Origin of the sequence: Parerythrobacter lacustris, assembly GCF_024626475.1 — a bacterium.
Taxonomy (GTDB): domain Bacteria; phylum Pseudomonadota; class Alphaproteobacteria; order Sphingomonadales; family Sphingomonadaceae; genus Parerythrobacter_A; species Parerythrobacter_A lacustris.
This window is the reverse complement of sequence record NZ_JANKHH010000005.1, coordinates 71,238-85,856: the sequence shown is the minus strand read 5'-3', so window position 1 is coordinate 85,856 and position 14,619 is coordinate 71,238. Positions and strand designations below refer to the sequence as shown.

Annotated in this window: 14 protein-coding genes; 6 read left to right on the top strand and 8 right to left on the bottom strand. The window is 64.7% G+C overall.

Going from position 1 to position 14,619, the window contains the following annotated elements; translation table 11 throughout:
* Position 1 precedes the first annotated feature (1 nt).
* The 5 genes from NSO95_RS09605 to polA all read right to left on the bottom strand — a co-directional run bounded on the left by NSO95_RS09605 (position 2) and on the right by polA (position 6,195).
* Positions 2–1,081: a mechanosensitive ion channel family protein gene (locus NSO95_RS09605; protein ID WP_257596001.1), complete on the bottom strand. Its 1,080-nt coding sequence runs from the start codon at positions 1,079–1,081 to the stop codon at positions 2–4.
* 270 nt (positions 1,082–1,351) lie between these two features.
* Positions 1,352–1,729: a hypothetical protein gene (locus NSO95_RS09600; RefSeq protein WP_257596000.1), complete on the bottom strand. Its 378-nt coding sequence runs from the start codon at positions 1,727–1,729 to the stop codon at positions 1,352–1,354.
* A gap of 191 nt (positions 1,730–1,920) precedes the next feature.
* The gene (locus NSO95_RS09595; RefSeq protein WP_257595999.1) at positions 1,921–2,763 is read right to left on the bottom strand and encodes a 23S rRNA (adenine(2030)-N(6))-methyltransferase RlmJ; all 843 of its coding nucleotides are present in this window, start codon (positions 2,761–2,763) and stop codon (positions 1,921–1,923) included.
* Positions 2,764–2,766: 3 nt separating this feature from the next.
* The gene (locus tag NSO95_RS09590) at positions 2,767–3,315 is read right to left on the bottom strand and encodes a pseudouridine synthase (protein WP_257595998.1); all 549 of its coding nucleotides are present in this window, start codon (positions 3,313–3,315) and stop codon (positions 2,767–2,769) included.
* A gap of 15 nt (positions 3,316–3,330) precedes the next feature.
* Positions 3,331–6,195 carry a DNA polymerase I gene (gene polA, locus NSO95_RS09585; RefSeq protein ID WP_257595997.1) on the bottom strand — a complete coding sequence of 955 codons (2,865 nt, stop codon included), beginning with the start codon at positions 6,193–6,195 and terminating at the stop codon, positions 3,331–3,333.
* Between the two features lie 275 nt (positions 6,196–6,470).
* Here polA and NSO95_RS09580 point away from each other — a divergent pair, with 275 nt between their 5' ends.
* Together NSO95_RS09580 and NSO95_RS09575 are read left to right on the top strand one after the other, a co-directional pair.
* The gene (locus NSO95_RS09580) at positions 6,471–6,719 is read left to right on the top strand and encodes a hypothetical protein (RefSeq protein WP_257595996.1); all 249 of its coding nucleotides are present in this window, start codon (positions 6,471–6,473) and stop codon (positions 6,717–6,719) included.
* 29 nt (positions 6,720–6,748) lie between these two features.
* The gene (locus NSO95_RS09575) at positions 6,749–7,045 is read left to right on the top strand and encodes a hypothetical protein (protein ID WP_257595995.1); all 297 of its coding nucleotides are present in this window, start codon (positions 6,749–6,751) and stop codon (positions 7,043–7,045) included.
* Positions 7,046–7,147: 102 nt separating this feature from the next.
* Here NSO95_RS09575 and NSO95_RS09570 read toward each other — a convergent pair whose 3' ends face one another.
* Positions 7,148–8,191: a serine hydrolase gene (locus tag NSO95_RS09570; protein WP_436278030.1), complete on the bottom strand. Its 1,044-nt coding sequence runs from the start codon at positions 8,189–8,191 to the stop codon at positions 7,148–7,150.
* Positions 8,192–8,373: 182 nt separating this feature from the next.
* Here NSO95_RS09570 and mtnP point away from each other — a divergent pair, with 182 nt between their 5' ends.
* Both mtnP and NSO95_RS09560 read left to right on the top strand, forming a co-directional pair.
* Positions 8,374–9,237, top strand: coding sequence for an S-methyl-5'-thioadenosine phosphorylase (mtnP, locus tag NSO95_RS09565; protein WP_257595994.1), 864 nt, complete (start codon positions 8,374–8,376; stop codon positions 9,235–9,237).
* 1 nt (position 9,238) lies between these two features.
* Entirely contained in the window at positions 9,239–9,757 is a 519-nt protein-coding gene (locus NSO95_RS09560; RefSeq protein WP_257595993.1) for a hypothetical protein, read from the top strand.
* 232 nt (positions 9,758–9,989) lie between these two features.
* Here the strand turns inward: NSO95_RS09560 and NSO95_RS09555 are convergent, their stop codons facing one another.
* Positions 9,990–10,979, bottom strand: coding sequence for a radical SAM protein (locus NSO95_RS09555; protein ID WP_257595992.1), 990 nt, complete (start codon positions 10,977–10,979; stop codon positions 9,990–9,992).
* Entirely contained in the window at positions 10,976–12,406 is a 1,431-nt protein-coding gene (locus NSO95_RS09550) for a dihydrolipoyl dehydrogenase family protein (RefSeq protein ID WP_257595991.1), read from the bottom strand. Before NSO95_RS09550 ends, NSO95_RS09555 begins: the two co-directional genes overlap by 4 nt.
* 98 nt (positions 12,407–12,504) lie before the next feature.
* Here NSO95_RS09550 and NSO95_RS09545 point away from each other — a divergent pair, with 98 nt between their 5' ends.
* A complete protein-coding gene (locus NSO95_RS09545) occupies positions 12,505–13,560 on the top strand; it encodes a methyltransferase domain-containing protein (RefSeq protein WP_257595990.1) in 1,056 nt (351 codons plus the stop codon).
* Positions 13,491–14,594, top strand: a complete 1,104-nt coding sequence (locus NSO95_RS09540) for an SDR family oxidoreductase (RefSeq protein ID WP_257595989.1) — start codon at positions 13,491–13,493, stop codon at positions 14,592–14,594. The genes NSO95_RS09545 and NSO95_RS09540 overlap by 70 nt, the downstream gene beginning before the upstream one ends.
* Positions 14,595–14,619: the final 25 nt, after the last annotated feature.

The following is a 14,619-nucleotide window of genomic DNA, read 5'->3' as shown; positions in this document are numbered from 1 at the left end:
CTCAGACCGGGGCGGACCGCTGGTTCGCCGCCTCGACCTCCAGCCGGTGGCGGATCAGCGCGCCGGGCATTTCCGTGCGCAGCCATTCGATCATGTGCTCGCGCACCGCGCACCGCAGGTCGAACAGCTCGCCGATCGTGCGCGAACTCATCGCCAGCCGCAGCTGCACGCTTTCGGGGAAGGCATCGGTCATCAGCGCGGATGCGTTGCGCCCGTCCCAGCTTTCCTGTTCGCCGAGGAAACGGAGGAACTCCTGCCGGATCGGTTCGATCTCGGTCGCGGGGTCGAGATGGAGCATCACCGGCCCGGTGAGCATCTCGTTGCGACGCGACCAGTTCTCGAACGTCTGCTCGAGCACCTGCGTCGTCGGCACGATCGCGACACGCTCGTCCCACGTGCGGATGACGATGAAGCTCATGCGGATTTCCTCGACCCGGCCGGTGTGCCCGTCGACCACCACCAGATCGCCGATCCGCAGCGGTTCGGTCAGCGCGAGCTGGATCCCGCCGATCAGCGATTTGAGCGCGGGCTGCGCAGCCGCGCCGACCGCCAGCGCGGCGAGACCGGCGGAGGCGAGCAGGGTGGTGCCGATCGACTGGACGGCGGGAATTGCGAACAGCATCAGCCCGACGGTGATGAACACGATCGCAAAGGTCGCAGTGCGCGAGAGGATCGAGATGCGCGTCCGGCGGCTGCGCACCGCGACCGGATCGACCGAAGATTCGAGCCGCAGTTCCATCGCCGCCGTGAACGCCTTGACCAGCGTGTAGGCGATCCATCCGAGCAGGGCGGGCCGCAGGAACCGGGCGAGTGGTTCCCACACCGCAGCCAGCGCATCGTTGTTCTGCGCGGCGATTGTAACTGCGATGGCGATCATCGACCATTTCACGGGCCGCCGGATGCTGTCGACCACCAGCTCGTTGGCGAGGGAATCGGACATACGAGTGAGGCGATGCGCGATCGTGAAAACGATCCGGTAGAGCACCCAAGCCGCGACCACCGCCACGCCAAGGGCCAGCGCCGCGCCGGCAAATTCGTCCCATGCGATGGTCCAGCGGGCGAAATTGAGTTGGTCGAGCATGGTGGGCCAACTACTGGCGATGCGATATGGTTTCAACCGAAGCGGTCAGAGCGCTTGACACATTCTCGCGTGCGAGCGAGCCCCCGCCCCTTGCGATAGATGGCAGAGACCTCTCCGCGCAAAATTGCCCTGTCTGAAGAGCTTGCGCCAAAGGTGCGCAAACGAACATTCGATCACCCTTTTGCACCCTAGGGGCTGTAGGACAGCGGAAGCCCGCAGGCGTCCAATGAAAGGTGCCGAGATCTTTTCAAGCCACATTGGCCGGGCTAGTCACCATTCATGGATGAGCGACTGGACCGGCTGTACGAACGCGCCGGATTGATTCTGGATGGCAAGGCGAATGGCTTCGGGATGCCGATCTTGCGGATACTCGCCCACCGGCGATACGGGCCAGCCATGCTGCACCTGGCCGCGCATGAGACCGAAACGGGCCGACGCGGCGACCTTGGCCATATTCGCGATGCACACAGTCCGGCGGGCCTGATGTATCGGGCTTACCGCCAGGGCGAATTCACCGCTGCGCAAAACTTCGCCCTCACCTTGTTTTATCTCGGCGATCTTGCCGGATACCGTCATTGGCTGCGCCGTGCCGCTCAAGGCGATGACGAGGATGCCGCAGCGGAGTTGCGCCGATTCGAGACGCGACAACCTTGGCCGCTCGCCCGGCGGATCAGACGCAAGCGCCCCTTCAGACGGGATGGTAGCTAGCCGTAAGCGGCAATTGATTCCGTCGGGTGGCGGACGGCGGCGGACGCCGCGCCATCAATGCGCCGCGTCCCAGCTCATTGCCGTCCCGCCTTCGATCCTCAGCCGCTCTCCGCGCTGTTCCACGACCGATCTCAATCGCTCAGCCAGCCAGCGGTGATCTCGCCGCTGTGCCCTTCGGGTGCCAGCGCGGCTCGCAGTGCCTCAAGCAACGGGGCCAGCCCCTGCGTGAAGGCGAAGGGCGGGTTGACGATGAACAGGCCCGCGCCGTTGTAGATATCGGGCTGGTCGGTATCGTAAAGCCAGTGCTCGACAATCAGGAATTTCGCGATGCCGAGCCGGCGGAGCTGATCCTTCCACCGCGCGTGCGCGGTGCGGCTTTTGAGCGGATACCAGATCACCGTCACGCCATGCGCCCATTTGCGCATCGCGGCGGCCAGAGTGGCCACGATCCGCGCGCGTTCGTCGGTCTGTTCGTAGGGCGGATCGACCACCACCACCCCGCGCGGCGTGCGGGTCGGTAGCATCGCCAGCCAGAGTTCGTAGGCATCGCGCTGATGCACGGCTGCGGGGAAACCCCGCATTGCGCGGCGCAGGGCAGCGGCGTCTTCGGGATGCTTTTCATTGAGGATCAGGACATCCTGTGGGCGCAGAAGCTGCGCCAGAATACGCGGGCTTCCGGGGTAGAGACGCGGGCCTTCGCCCTGATCCGTGCCCTCGTTCACAACCTCAACGGCGGCACGGTAGTCGCCAAGCAAGGGGTTTGTATCGGCAAAGGCGCGCAGCACGCCCTGCGTCGCCTCACCGGTGCGTCGGGCGTGGTCGCCGGCGAGGTCGTAGAGTCCGCAGCCGGCGTGGGTGTCGATCATGGTCAGCGCGCCCGGCTTCATCTGCAAGGCGCGGACGAGCGCGATCAGCAAGGCATGCTTGACGACATCGGCGCTGTTGCCGGCGTGGAAGGAATGGCGATAGTTCATCGGCTAGGCCGCATCCTCGCGGTACTGCCCCGGCGCGATCCCGGCGAGGCTCCAGTCGCCGATCGACCATCGGACCAGCCGCAAGGTGGGCAGGCCGACCGCCGCCGTCATGCGCCGCACCTGCCGGTTGCGCCCCTCGCGGATGGTGAGTTTCAGCCAGCTGTCGGGGATCGACTTGCGCACGCGGATCGGCGGATCGCGAGGCCACAGCTCCAGCGCATCGATGCGCTCGATCTCGGCCGGAAGGGTCATCCCGTCCTTTAGCCGGACGCCCTTGCGCAAAGGCTCCAGCTGCTCTTCCTGCGGATCGCCTTCGACCTGCACCAGATAGGATTTGGGCAGCTTGAACCGCGGATCGGCAATCCGCGCCTGCAGCCGCCCGTCATCGGTGAGCAGCAGCAGTCCCTCGCTGTCGCGGTCGAGTCTCCCGGCGGGATAGACCCCTTTCACCACGATGAAGTCCGACAGGGTCGCGCGAACCGTCGGCGATCCGCGATCGGTGAATTGTGACAGAACCCCGAAGGGCTTGTTGAACAGGAGCAGCCGGGCCATGCCTTGTCCGCCCGCCTAATGCGCCGCGTCCCAGCTCATCCCCGTCCCGATCTCGATCCCCAGCGGCACGCTCAGCTTGACCGAGGGTTCCGCTGCGGTCGCCATCACGCGTTCGATGATCGGGCTCGCCGTCGCTACATCGCCTTCGGGCAGTTCGAACACCAGTTCGTCGTGCACCTGTAGCAGCATTTTCACATGGCCCAGCCCCGCTTGCTCCAGCGCGGGCATCATGCGGACCATCGCGCGCTTGATGATATCGGCGCTGGTGCCCTGGATCGGGGCGTTGATCGCGGCGCGTTCGCTGCCCTGGCGTTCAGCCTGGTTGGGCGCCTTGATCCGCGGGAACCACGTCTTGCGCCCGAACAGCGTTTCCGAATAGCCGCGCTCGCGCACGCTCTCGAGCGTTTCGTGGATATAGCTCTGGATACCGGGGAAGCGCTTGAAATAGGTGTCGATCACCGCCTGCGCCTCGTCAGGTTCGACACCCAGCCTGCCGGCCAGGCCCCAGCGCGAGATGCCGTAGAGGATCGCGAAGTTGATCGTCTTGGCCTTTGCACGGGTGTCACGATCGACCGTACCGTACATCTCCTTTGCGGTCCGGGAATGGATGTCCTCGCCATGGGCGAAGGCTTCCTTCAGTTCGGGCACGTCGGCCATATGCGCAGCGAGCCGCAGTTCGATCTGCGAATAATCGGCGGCGAGCAACACATTGCCCTCTTCCGGCACGAAGGCCTCCCGGATCTGCCGCCCGATCGGGGTGCGGATCGGGATGTTCTGCAGGTTGGGATCGGTCGAGGACAGCCGCCCGGTTTGCGCGCCGACGAGGCTGTAGCTGGTGTGGACGCGGCCCGTGTGCGGATTGATAGCAGCCTGCAAAGCCTCGGTATAGGTCGAGCGCAGCTTCGTCAGCTGGCGCCATTCGAGCACCCGGTCGGCGATCTGCGCGCCGTCGCCTGACAGGCGTTCCAGTACCGCCTGGTCGGTCGAATACTGCCCGCTCTTGCCCTTGCGCCCGCCCTTGTGACCGAGCTTGTCGAACAGGATATCGCCCAGCTGCTTGGGGCTGCCAATGGTGAATTCCTCGCCCGCCAGCTGGTGGATTTGCGCCTCCAGCTTGGCGGTCTCGGTCGCGAACTCCTCCGACAGCCGGGCCAGCCGCGAGTGGTCGACCTTGATCCCGTGGCGCTCCATCTGCGCTACCACCGGCACCAGCGGACGGTCGACCCGCTCGTAGACCCGCGTGCCGCCTTCGACCGCGAGCCGCGGCTTGAGCAGCTTGCACAGCCGCCAGGTCACCTCGGCATCTTCGGCGGCGTAGGCGGTTGCCTTGTCGAGCGGTACCTCGCCGAAGGGAATCGCCTTCTTGCCGGTGCCGCACAGTTCCTTGAACGGGATCGGGGTGTGGCCGAGATGGCGTTCGGAGAGCTCGTCCATCCCGTGGCCGCCGCCGATCCCGTCGAGCGAGCGCCCGGCATCGAGTGCGAAGCTGATGATCATCGTATCGTCGATCGGCGCGACTGCGACCCCGTAACGGGCGAGGACGTTGAGATCGTATTTGCCGTTCTGGAACACCTTGAGCACCGCGTCGCTCGCGAGCAGGGGCTTCAACGCTTCGAGCGCCTCCGCCCGGTCCACCTGTTGCGGCCTTTCGGCGAACATGTCGGTTCCGCCATGGGCCAGCGGGATGTAGCACGCCTCGCCCGGTCCGGTGGCGAGACTCACACCGACGAGTTCGGCCTGCATCGCGTCAAGCGCGCTGGTCTCGGTATCGACCGCCACCAGCCGCGCGGCAAAGGCGCGGGCGATCCACCTATCGAGCGCCTCGCGGGACTGGACGCATTCGTAGAGCGAGCGGTCGATCGCGGGCCATTCGGGCGGCGGCTGGCGATTGCCTTCGCTCGATGCCTCGGCACCCTTGTTGACCGCTTTCTGCGGGTCGAGGTTGGTCGTGCGCTCGGGGCTGCCCGTCCCCGCACCGAGCCGCCGCAGCAGGCTGGTGAAGCCGTGCTTTTCGAGGAAGGCGGCGAGCGGTTCGGGCGGAACGCCGTCAAGCTTCATTTCGTCGAGAGCGATTGGTAGTGGACAATCTTCCTTCAGCGTCACCAGTACGCGGCTCAGCTCTGCATCGGCGCGATGCTCGATCAGCCGCTCCTTGAGCTTCGAGGCTTTCATGCCCTCGGCCGAATCGAGCGCGGCGGTAAGGCTGCCGTGTTCGTCGATCAGCTTGCTCGCGGTTTTGGGTCCGACCCCGAATATGCCGGGGATATTGTCCACCGAATCGCCCATTAGGGCCAGCACGTCACCGACCAGTTCGGGCGGGACGCCGAATTTCTCGATCACTTCCTCGCGCCCGATCCGCGCATTCTTCATCGTGTCGAGCATATCGATACAGCCACCCTCGGTGACGCCCGGTTCCAGCTCATCCTCGGCGCATTGGCCTATCAGCTGCATCAGGTCCTTGTCCGAGCTGACGATGGTCACGTCCCACCCCTTGCGCGTGGCAGCGCGGGCGTAGCTCGCGATCATGTCGTCCGCCTCGACGTTTTCTTCCTCGATGCAGGGCAGGCTGAAGGCGCGGGTGGCGTCGCGAATCAGCGGGAACTGGGGCACCAGGTCTTCGGGCGGTTCGGGCCGATTGGCTTTGTAGAGATCGTACAGGTCGTTGCGGAACGACCGGCTCGACTTGTCGAGGATGACCGCGAGGTGGGTCGGCCCGTCGGCCTTGTGGAGATCGTCGGCCAGCTTCCACAGCATGGTGGTGTAGCCATAGACCGCCCCAACCGGCGTACCCTGCGGATCGGTCAGCGGCGGAAGCCGGTGATAAGCGCGGAAAATATAGGCCGAACCGTCGACGAGATAGAGATGTTTCTTGGCGGACATCGGCTGCACTTAGCAGCGAGACCGATCGGGGTCAGCCGCAAAGCGAGCGATGGCCACAGGAATGGCGAGCCAGCGCTGAATGGCGCATTTCCGCCCTTCTCGGGAAAATATGGCGAAAAAAAGGCAAAAAATGCCTGAATTGTGGCGAATCCGCTTGCATCGTCACAATCTCGCCATTATTTAGCCACCACGAAGCCGGTTAATTGACCGGTTTCGCGCCGGTTCCTCATGGGAGGGGCTTGCGAAACTCACTCGCTGTTTAAGGAATCGAACCTATGCGTAAGCTCGTTCTCGTCGCCGCCGCTGGCGCCGCTGCTCTGTCGCTCGCCGCTTGCTCGGAAGCCGAAGCTCCCGAAGCCACCGAAGAAACCGCTGCTGACGAAACCGCAGTGGCTGAAGAAGCTACCGACGCGATGGCTGCTGAAGAAGCAACCACCGAAGAAGGCGCTGAAGCTGCGACCACCGAAGCAGAAGCAACCACCGAAGCTGCTCCGGCTGCCGAAGAAACCAAGGCTGCTGAATAATCCCAGCTACCTGATGCAAGCCCGCCGTAATGGCGGGCTTGTTTTTCTGTCACGCATTTCAAGGAATTGAACCCATGCGCAAGATCGCACTCGTCGCCGCCGCTGGCGTCGCTGCCCTGACCCTCGCAGCTTGCTCGGAAAAGACCGAAGAAGCCGCTGAAACCGCCGTCGAAGGCGCTGCTGAAGACACCGCGACCAACGTTGAAGAAGCTGGCGATGCCATGGCTGACGGCGCTGAAACCGTTGCCGACACTGCAACCGAAGCTGCGGCCGAAACCGAAGCCGAAGTGCAGGGCGAAACCACCGAAGAAGCCAAGGCTGACTGATTCGGTACGTTTCACTTCGCGTGAACAGAAAAGGGCGGTGCCGCGAGGCGCCGCCCTTTTCTTATGTGCTGTTAAGATGGAGCCTGTCAGCGGACTCGGGTATCAGCCGCCCGGGGCGTAGGTCGCATTGGCCCACTCGCGCTCAGGCTGGTTGACGAAGCCTTCGTACAGCGCATTGGCGATCTGGGCGATGCGGGCTTCGCGATTGCCGCGCGAGCCCTGGCCGGTGACATAGATCGCCACCGCCATTGCCCGTCCGTCGGGCGCGCGGATGATCCCGATATCGCTCGAGGTGTTGTTGAGCGAACCGGTCTTGTGCGCCACCGTCACTCCGGCCGGGAGCAATGCAGGAATCCTTCGTTTGCCGGTGACGCAGCGCTCCATCGCGCCGATGATCACCTGGCGGCTCGATGCGGAGAGCCAGCGCCCCTGATGCAGCCCGACGAGGAGGTCGGTCATCGCCTTGGGGGTCGCGCTGTCGCGCGTGTCGATATGCCGCGCCGGATCGAATTCGCCGTCGTCGCGCACCAGAGTGGCAATGTCGCGGGTCAACTGGAAGTCCTGGATCCCCGCTCGCCGCATCCAGTCGTTGACCGCGCGCGGACCGCCGACGACCCGCAGCAGCGCGTCGGTCGCCGGATTGCTCGAACGGGTGATCATCAGTTCGATCAGGTCGGCGGCGGGCAGGTAGCTGCCTTCGCGGACCGGGGCGACGCTGCTCGAATATTTCGCCGAGCCGACCGGGACCAGCAGCGGGAACTCGCTCGACAGGCTCCAGCGGCCCTGCTCGACACCCTCCATGAAAGTTGCGGCGATCGCGATCTTGCTGGTGCTCGCCATCGGGAACCGTTGGTTGCCGAGGATCGAGACTTCCTTGCCGGTCGAAAGATCGACTGCGGCGATCCCGATCCGGCCCTCGCTGCCATCGGCTATCTGCGCGATGCGCTGCTCGAAACCGGTCTCGTAGATTGCGTCGAAGCTCTGCGGCGCGCGCGCGTCGGTGCCGAAAGTGTCATCGAAGGCGGCGTGCAGTTCGCCCGCCTCTGCTCGCTGCGCCTGCGCCGGTGCGGCCGCCGCCAGCGCCAGTGCGATCCCTGCGCCCAGTGTCCCGAGCTGCGTTCCGAGCTGTTTCAGTCCCATCGCCATGTAGTAATGCGTAACCCCCGTATGCTTTTTAAAAGCTTAACCGCCGGAAATTCCTCACCGCAACTGCCCGCGCGACGAGAAGAGTGCCCGGCGCGACCAAATCTTGCGCACGGACCGCAGCGGGCGTTTTTCTCGCGCTTCAGGGACTTATCCGGCGGCGCAACAGGCGCTAGAACCGCAGCATGACCAAGTGGACCATCGGCATCATCGGAGGCAGCGGCCTCTACCAGATCGACACGCTGGAAGACGCGCAGTGGATTCGCGTCAACTCGCCCTTCGGCGAGGCGTCGGACGAGATCCTGTGCGGGCGGATCGGGCATGTCCGGGTGCGCTTCCTCCCCCGCCACGGCCGCGGACACCGCATTCCGCCCGGCGAAGTCAACGCGCGCGCCAATGTCGATGCGCTCAAACGCGCAGGCTGCACCGACATTCTCGCGATCTCCTCGGTCGGGTCCTTGCGCGAAGAACTCGCGCCCGGGAATTTTGTGGTGGTCGACCAGTTCATCGACCGGACGAAAGGGAGGGCTTCCAGCTTCTTCGGAACCGGCATGGTCGCACATGTCAGCATGGCCGAGCCGGTCTGCGAACGGCTGTCGGGCTTTGCTGCTGCTGCGGTCGAGCAAGCGGGGGGCAAGGTGACGCCCGGCGGAACCTATCTTGCGATGGAAGGCCCGCAATTCTCCACCCGCGCCGAAAGCCATCTCTACCGCCAATGGGGCGCCGACGTGATCGGCATGACCGCCATGCCCGAAGCGAAACTGTGCCGCGAGGCGGAGATGCCCTACGCGCTGGTCGGCATGGTCACCGATTACGACTGCTGGCGCGAGAACGCAGCCTTCGTCGAGGTGAGCGAGGTGATTGCGCAGATGAACGCAAATGGGGTGACCGCGCGGCGGACGGTGGAGGCTTTCATCGCCGCGCTACCCGAGACACGCGAGGCCTCGCCGCTTGATACCGTGCTGGACTATGCGCTGATCACCGCCCCCGACGCGCGCGATCCGGCGATGCTTGGGAAGCTGGATGCGGTGGCGGGGCGGGTGTTGTGAAGTGACGAAGCTCGACCTCGATAGTGACCAATGGGGCAGGCTGACCCATGCCTATGGCGCAGCGTCGGACGTTCCTGGATTGCTGCGAATGCTGGCCCAATCCACCGGGCCACGTGAAAGTTCGGACACAGAAACGTGGTTCAGCCTCTGGTCGGCGCTTTGTCATCAGGGAGATACATACACCGCCAGCTTTGCCGCACTTCCGCATCTTGTGGACCTCGCATGCGCATTTGAAGGGCCGATCGATTTCGGCTTCTTCCAGCTGCCCGCCGCAATCGAGATATCGCGGGCAAGTGGCAGAGGACCTTCCATTCCTGACGATCTTGCTCCCGCCTATCATGCTTCGGTGGCAAGGCTTTCGGAAGCAGTTGTCAGGCATTTGGCCGATGATTGGGATGAAGACACTTTGCTTTCGGTCCTTTCCGCATTGGCGGCTGCCAAGGGCAATGCGCGGATCTCGGAAGCAATTATGAATTTGGATGATGATTTGATTACCAGACTGATTGATCTGGATTTCTGACCTCGATCATCCGCGACATCTCGCCCGGCCGGGCGCCAAACCCACCCTATTGATCGCCATGCTGAACTCGTTTCAGCATCCAGCCTGCGTCGCGCTCGGATCCCGAAGGCTGAGCGCGCACCTTGATTGGCTTGGACTCGTCGACATCGCAGCGCTCCGAGCGATTTCTCCGCCCGGGCGGAGAGATGGATCCTGAAACAAGTTCAGGATGACGGCAGCGGCGGCGATGGCGCTAAGCCGAACAGCTTGCTCCGCCGAGTACGCAAAACCGTGCGCAATGCGGGTGGTTAAGCGCGATTGCGCCGCTCGCTTCCTCCAGCGTCGCGCCCATGTCGAAGCCGTCGTCATAGGGGATCAGCGTGCAGGCGGCGACGCGGGGGCCGGGCTCGCCCTTACGGTGGACGACCATGCGGCTGGTCGCGCACATGATCTCGGCCGGCGACTTGCCGAGGATGCCCCAGCACTCGGTGGTGATCTCGGCGATGTCCTTGCTCGCGTCCATCTCGGGGAACAGTACCATCCGCAGCGGGTCAAGCGCGTCGATGCGGATACTCTCGGCGGCGAACAGCCGGGCGTAGCCCTCGCGCGCAGCCTCCATGCCTTCGCCGGGCAGCAGGCGGCCGGCGACCGCGATCGAGAACCCATTGGCCGAAAGCCATTTCAGCCCGTCGAGACCCGGCACCCAGCTGTTCGGCCCCCGTTCGCCCTCGTGGCCTTCTTGCGTATGATGATCGAGGCTGACGCGAATGGTGAGCTTGTCGCCGAACCGCTCCTTCAGCGCCAGCAGCGCCGCTTCGTGCCGCCGCATCGGCTTCATCGCATTGCTCAGCACCAGCGCGTCGAAACCGCGCCCTAGCGTATCCTCCAGCATGGCGAGGAACTGCGGGTTCATAAAGGGTTCGCCGCCGGTGAAGCCGATCTCGCGCGTGCCCATCGTCTCGGCTTCGTCGAGGAAACGCGCAGCATCCGCCGCTCCGAGATAGACCAGCGCGTCGTTGGTCGGGCTGCTTTCGATATAGCAGGTCGCGCAGGCCAGGTTGCACAGCGTGCCGGTGTTGAACCACAGCGTTTCGAGCCGGGTCAGCGGCACCGACGCACGCTGCTCGCCCTTGGCGGTCAATTCTGGATCGGAGAATTTCTCGCGCGGCAGCGCCTCGGCTTCGACCCGGAACGGCGAGGGGCCGATCGGGGCATTTCTCGATTTCGTCCGGGTCTCGCTCAATTCATCATCCTGCGCAGTTTTGCGACAAATGCCGCATATTTCTTCGGCAGGCTACCGAACACCGTCGGCTCCCACGCGGCGAAGGCGGCGGCCTTGGAAATCTCGCTGCGGGTGGGATAGCTGATGATCGCGCTGCCCAGCGCAAAGGTGCTCGCCTTGCCGGTGATGATCTGGCTGAAGGGCAGCAGCAACTCGCCCGCATTCTTGCCGACCACGCTGACGCCGAGAACCTTCTTGCCTTTCAGCACCAGCTTCATATGCCCCTTGGTCGAATCCTCCGCCGTGGCGCGTTCGTTCTCGGAAAACTCCTGCCGCACCACGACGACCTTTTCGCCATGCGCCTTGCGCGCTTCCTTCTCGGTCAGGCCGATCTGCGCGACTTCGGGCTCGGTGAAGGTGACCCACGGCAGCGCGCGGTAATCGACCTTGGTCGGCAGGCCGGTGACGATCTCCAGCGCGACGTTCGATCCCTCGTAGCCCGAGACATGCGTCAGCCGCGGCCCGTCGCGGCAATCGCCGATGGCGTAGATGGACTTGACCGAAGTGCGGCGACGCTTGTCGGTCTCGATCCCGTTGCGACCCATCGCCACGCCGAGATCCTCGAGCCCGAAGCCGGTGCAATTGGCCTTGCGTCCGACGGCGACCAGCAGGTGCGAGCCCGAAACTGCTTCGCTGCCGCCGTCGTCCAACTCGACATGCGCGGTGATCGCACCTGCCGCGCCTTCGACCCGGTGCACCTTGCCGAACACGAAGCGAACGCCTTCCTCTTCCATCACTTGTTGCACGACCGCGACCGAATCGGGATCGTCGCGGCCCATCAGCGGGCCGGGATTGACCACGGTGACCTCGCTGCCGAGGCGGCGATGCGCCTGCGCCATCTCCATCCCGATCACCCCGCCGCCGATGATGACCAGATGATCGGGGCGTTCGGTCAGGTCGAACAGGTTCTCGTTGGTGAGGTAGGGCACGGCGTCGAGCCCCTCGACCGGTGGCACCGCCGGCTTTGAGCCGGTCGCAACGACAATGCGCGGCGCATGGAGCTGCCGCCCATCGACCTCGACCGAGTGCTTGCCGGTCACGCGCGCCCACCCCTTGATCACCTCGACCCCCATCGCCTCGAAGGTCTCGGCCGAATCGTGATGCTCGATATGCGCGATCGCGGCGTGGACATGGGCGTGGACGCCCTTCCAGTCGACCTGCGGTTCGGCCAGCGTCACGCCATGCCTGGTGGCGACCCGTGCCTCGGCGGCGCGCTTGGCGGCGGTGATCAGTGCCTTCGACGGTACGCAACCATTGTTGAGGCATTCGCCGCCCATCTTGTGGCCTTCGATCAGCGCGGCCTTCAGCCCGAACAGCGCGGTGCCGCCTGCTGCGGTGAGCCCGGCAGCGCCGCCGCCGATAACGATAACGTCATGCGTGAATTTCATTGCGCCGCTTCCGTAACTAATTAGGGCTTGCACGCGAAACCCTTTCTGGCGGCCTGCGTGTCCAGCCCCCTATTCGCAACCTTCTGGCGGGAAGTTACATGAACATCGAAAACAGCCGGGATTACTATGGCAAGGTGCTGACCGGGTCGGAAGATCTCAAGACCGATGCCTGCTGCACCGCCGAGGCGCCGCCGCCCGACATTCTCGCCGCGATGCGCAATGTCCATGAGGAGGTCCGCGCGCGCTATTACGGCTGCGGCCTCGTCGTGCCGCAGGCGATCGAGGGGTGCCATATCCTCGATCTCGGCAGCGGCAGCGGGCAGGACGCCTATATCCTCGCGCAGCTGGTCGGCGAGAACGGCAGCGTGACCGGCGTCGACACCACGCCCGAGCAATTGGCGGTGGCGAACGAACATCTCGAATGGCACCGCGAACGTTTCGGCTATGCGCAGTCCAACGTGCGTTTCCTCGAAGGCGATATCGAGAAACTGGGCGATCTCGACCTGCCGGAAGGGCACTTCGACGTCATCGTCTCGAACTGCGTGATCAATCTCGTGGCAGACAAGGCGGCGGTGTTCGAAGCGGCCTATCGCTTGCTCAAACCGGGCGGCGAGCTCTATTTCTCCGATGTCTATTCGGACCGCCGCGTGCCCGAGCATCTGCGGACCGATCCGGTGCTGCACGGCGAATGCCTCGGCGGCGCGCTCTATTGGGGCGATTTTGAACGGTTGGCGAAGCAAGCGGGTTTTGCCGATCCGCGGCTGGTGTCCGACCGGCCGCTGGGGATCGGCGATCCGGTGATCGCCGCGATGCTCGACGGAATCGCCTTCTATTCGGCGACCTACCGCCTGTTCAAGCTCGACGGGCTGGAGCCGCAGTGCGAGGATTACGGCCAGTCGGTGGTCTACAAGGGCACCGTGCCGGGCAGCGAGCGGGTCTTCGTGCTCGACGGGCATCATGCGATCGAGCGCGGGCGGCAGTTCCTGATCTGCGGCAACAGCTGGAAGATGCTGGCCGATACGCGATTCGCACCGCATTTCGAATTCCACGGCGATTTCTCGCACCATTACGGCATCTTCCCCGATTGCGGCGGGGCCTTTCCCTACCAGGCGGTCGGTCCGGCCGGGGCGGCGGCGACAGGGGCCTGCTGCTGAGAATCCTGGTCACCGGGGCCGCCGGGCTGGTCGGCGGCGAAGTCTGTGCGCGGCTGGTGGCAGCCGGGCACAGCGTGACGGCGCTGGTCCATCGCAATCCCGATGTGCGCGCCAACGACGGCTCGCTTGTGCCGGTCACGGGGGTGGTGAAAGGGGACGTGTCCGCTGCCCGGTTCGGCTGGGATGAGGCATCCTTCGCCGGGGTCGCGGCGGACCACGACCTGCTGATCCACTGCGCGGCCACGGTCCGGTTTGATCTCGCCGAAGAAGACTACCGCGCGGTCAATGTCGGCGGGACGGAGCATGCGCTGGCGCTGGCCGAAGCGGGCGCGATGGCGTTCCTCCATGTCAGCACCGCCTATGTCTGCGGCACGCGCGATGGGGCGATCCGCGAGGACGATCCGCTACCCGAAACCGGTTTCGCGAATGGTTACGAAGCGTCCAAGGCGGCGGGCGAACGGCTGGTCCGGGCGAGCGACCTCAACTGGGCCATCGCACGCCCCTCGATCGTCGTCGGCGAATATTCCAGCGGCACGATCCGTCAGTTCGACACCACCTATGCCGCGTTCAAGCTGATCGCCGAGGGCCGCGTCCGCCATATGCCCGCGCGCGCCGGGGCGACACTCGACTTTGTGCCGATCGACCATGTCGCGGGCGGGATCGCGGCGATTGCGGAAAAGTTGGACGAGGTGGGCTTCGGGGCGGAGGGGATCACACTCCACCTCGTCTCGGGGCAACCTCTACCCGTCGAGCGGTTTACCGGCGTTATCGGGGCCTATCCGCATTTCCACGCACCAGAACTCGTCGCGCCGGAAACGTTCGATCCGTCGCAACTGCACGCGCTGGAACGACGCCTGTTCAAGCGCGTGGCGGGGCTTTACGCGAGCTATTTCCAGCGCGATCCGCATTTCTGCGACGCACGGTTCCGCGAGCTGACCGGGACGCGCTGTCCCGAAACCGGCGAGGCCTATATCCGGCGGCTGATCGACCATTGCATCGCGGTCGGGTTCCTGGCGGAATCGGAAACGGTTTAGCCGCCGCTCGTCATCCCAGCGAAAG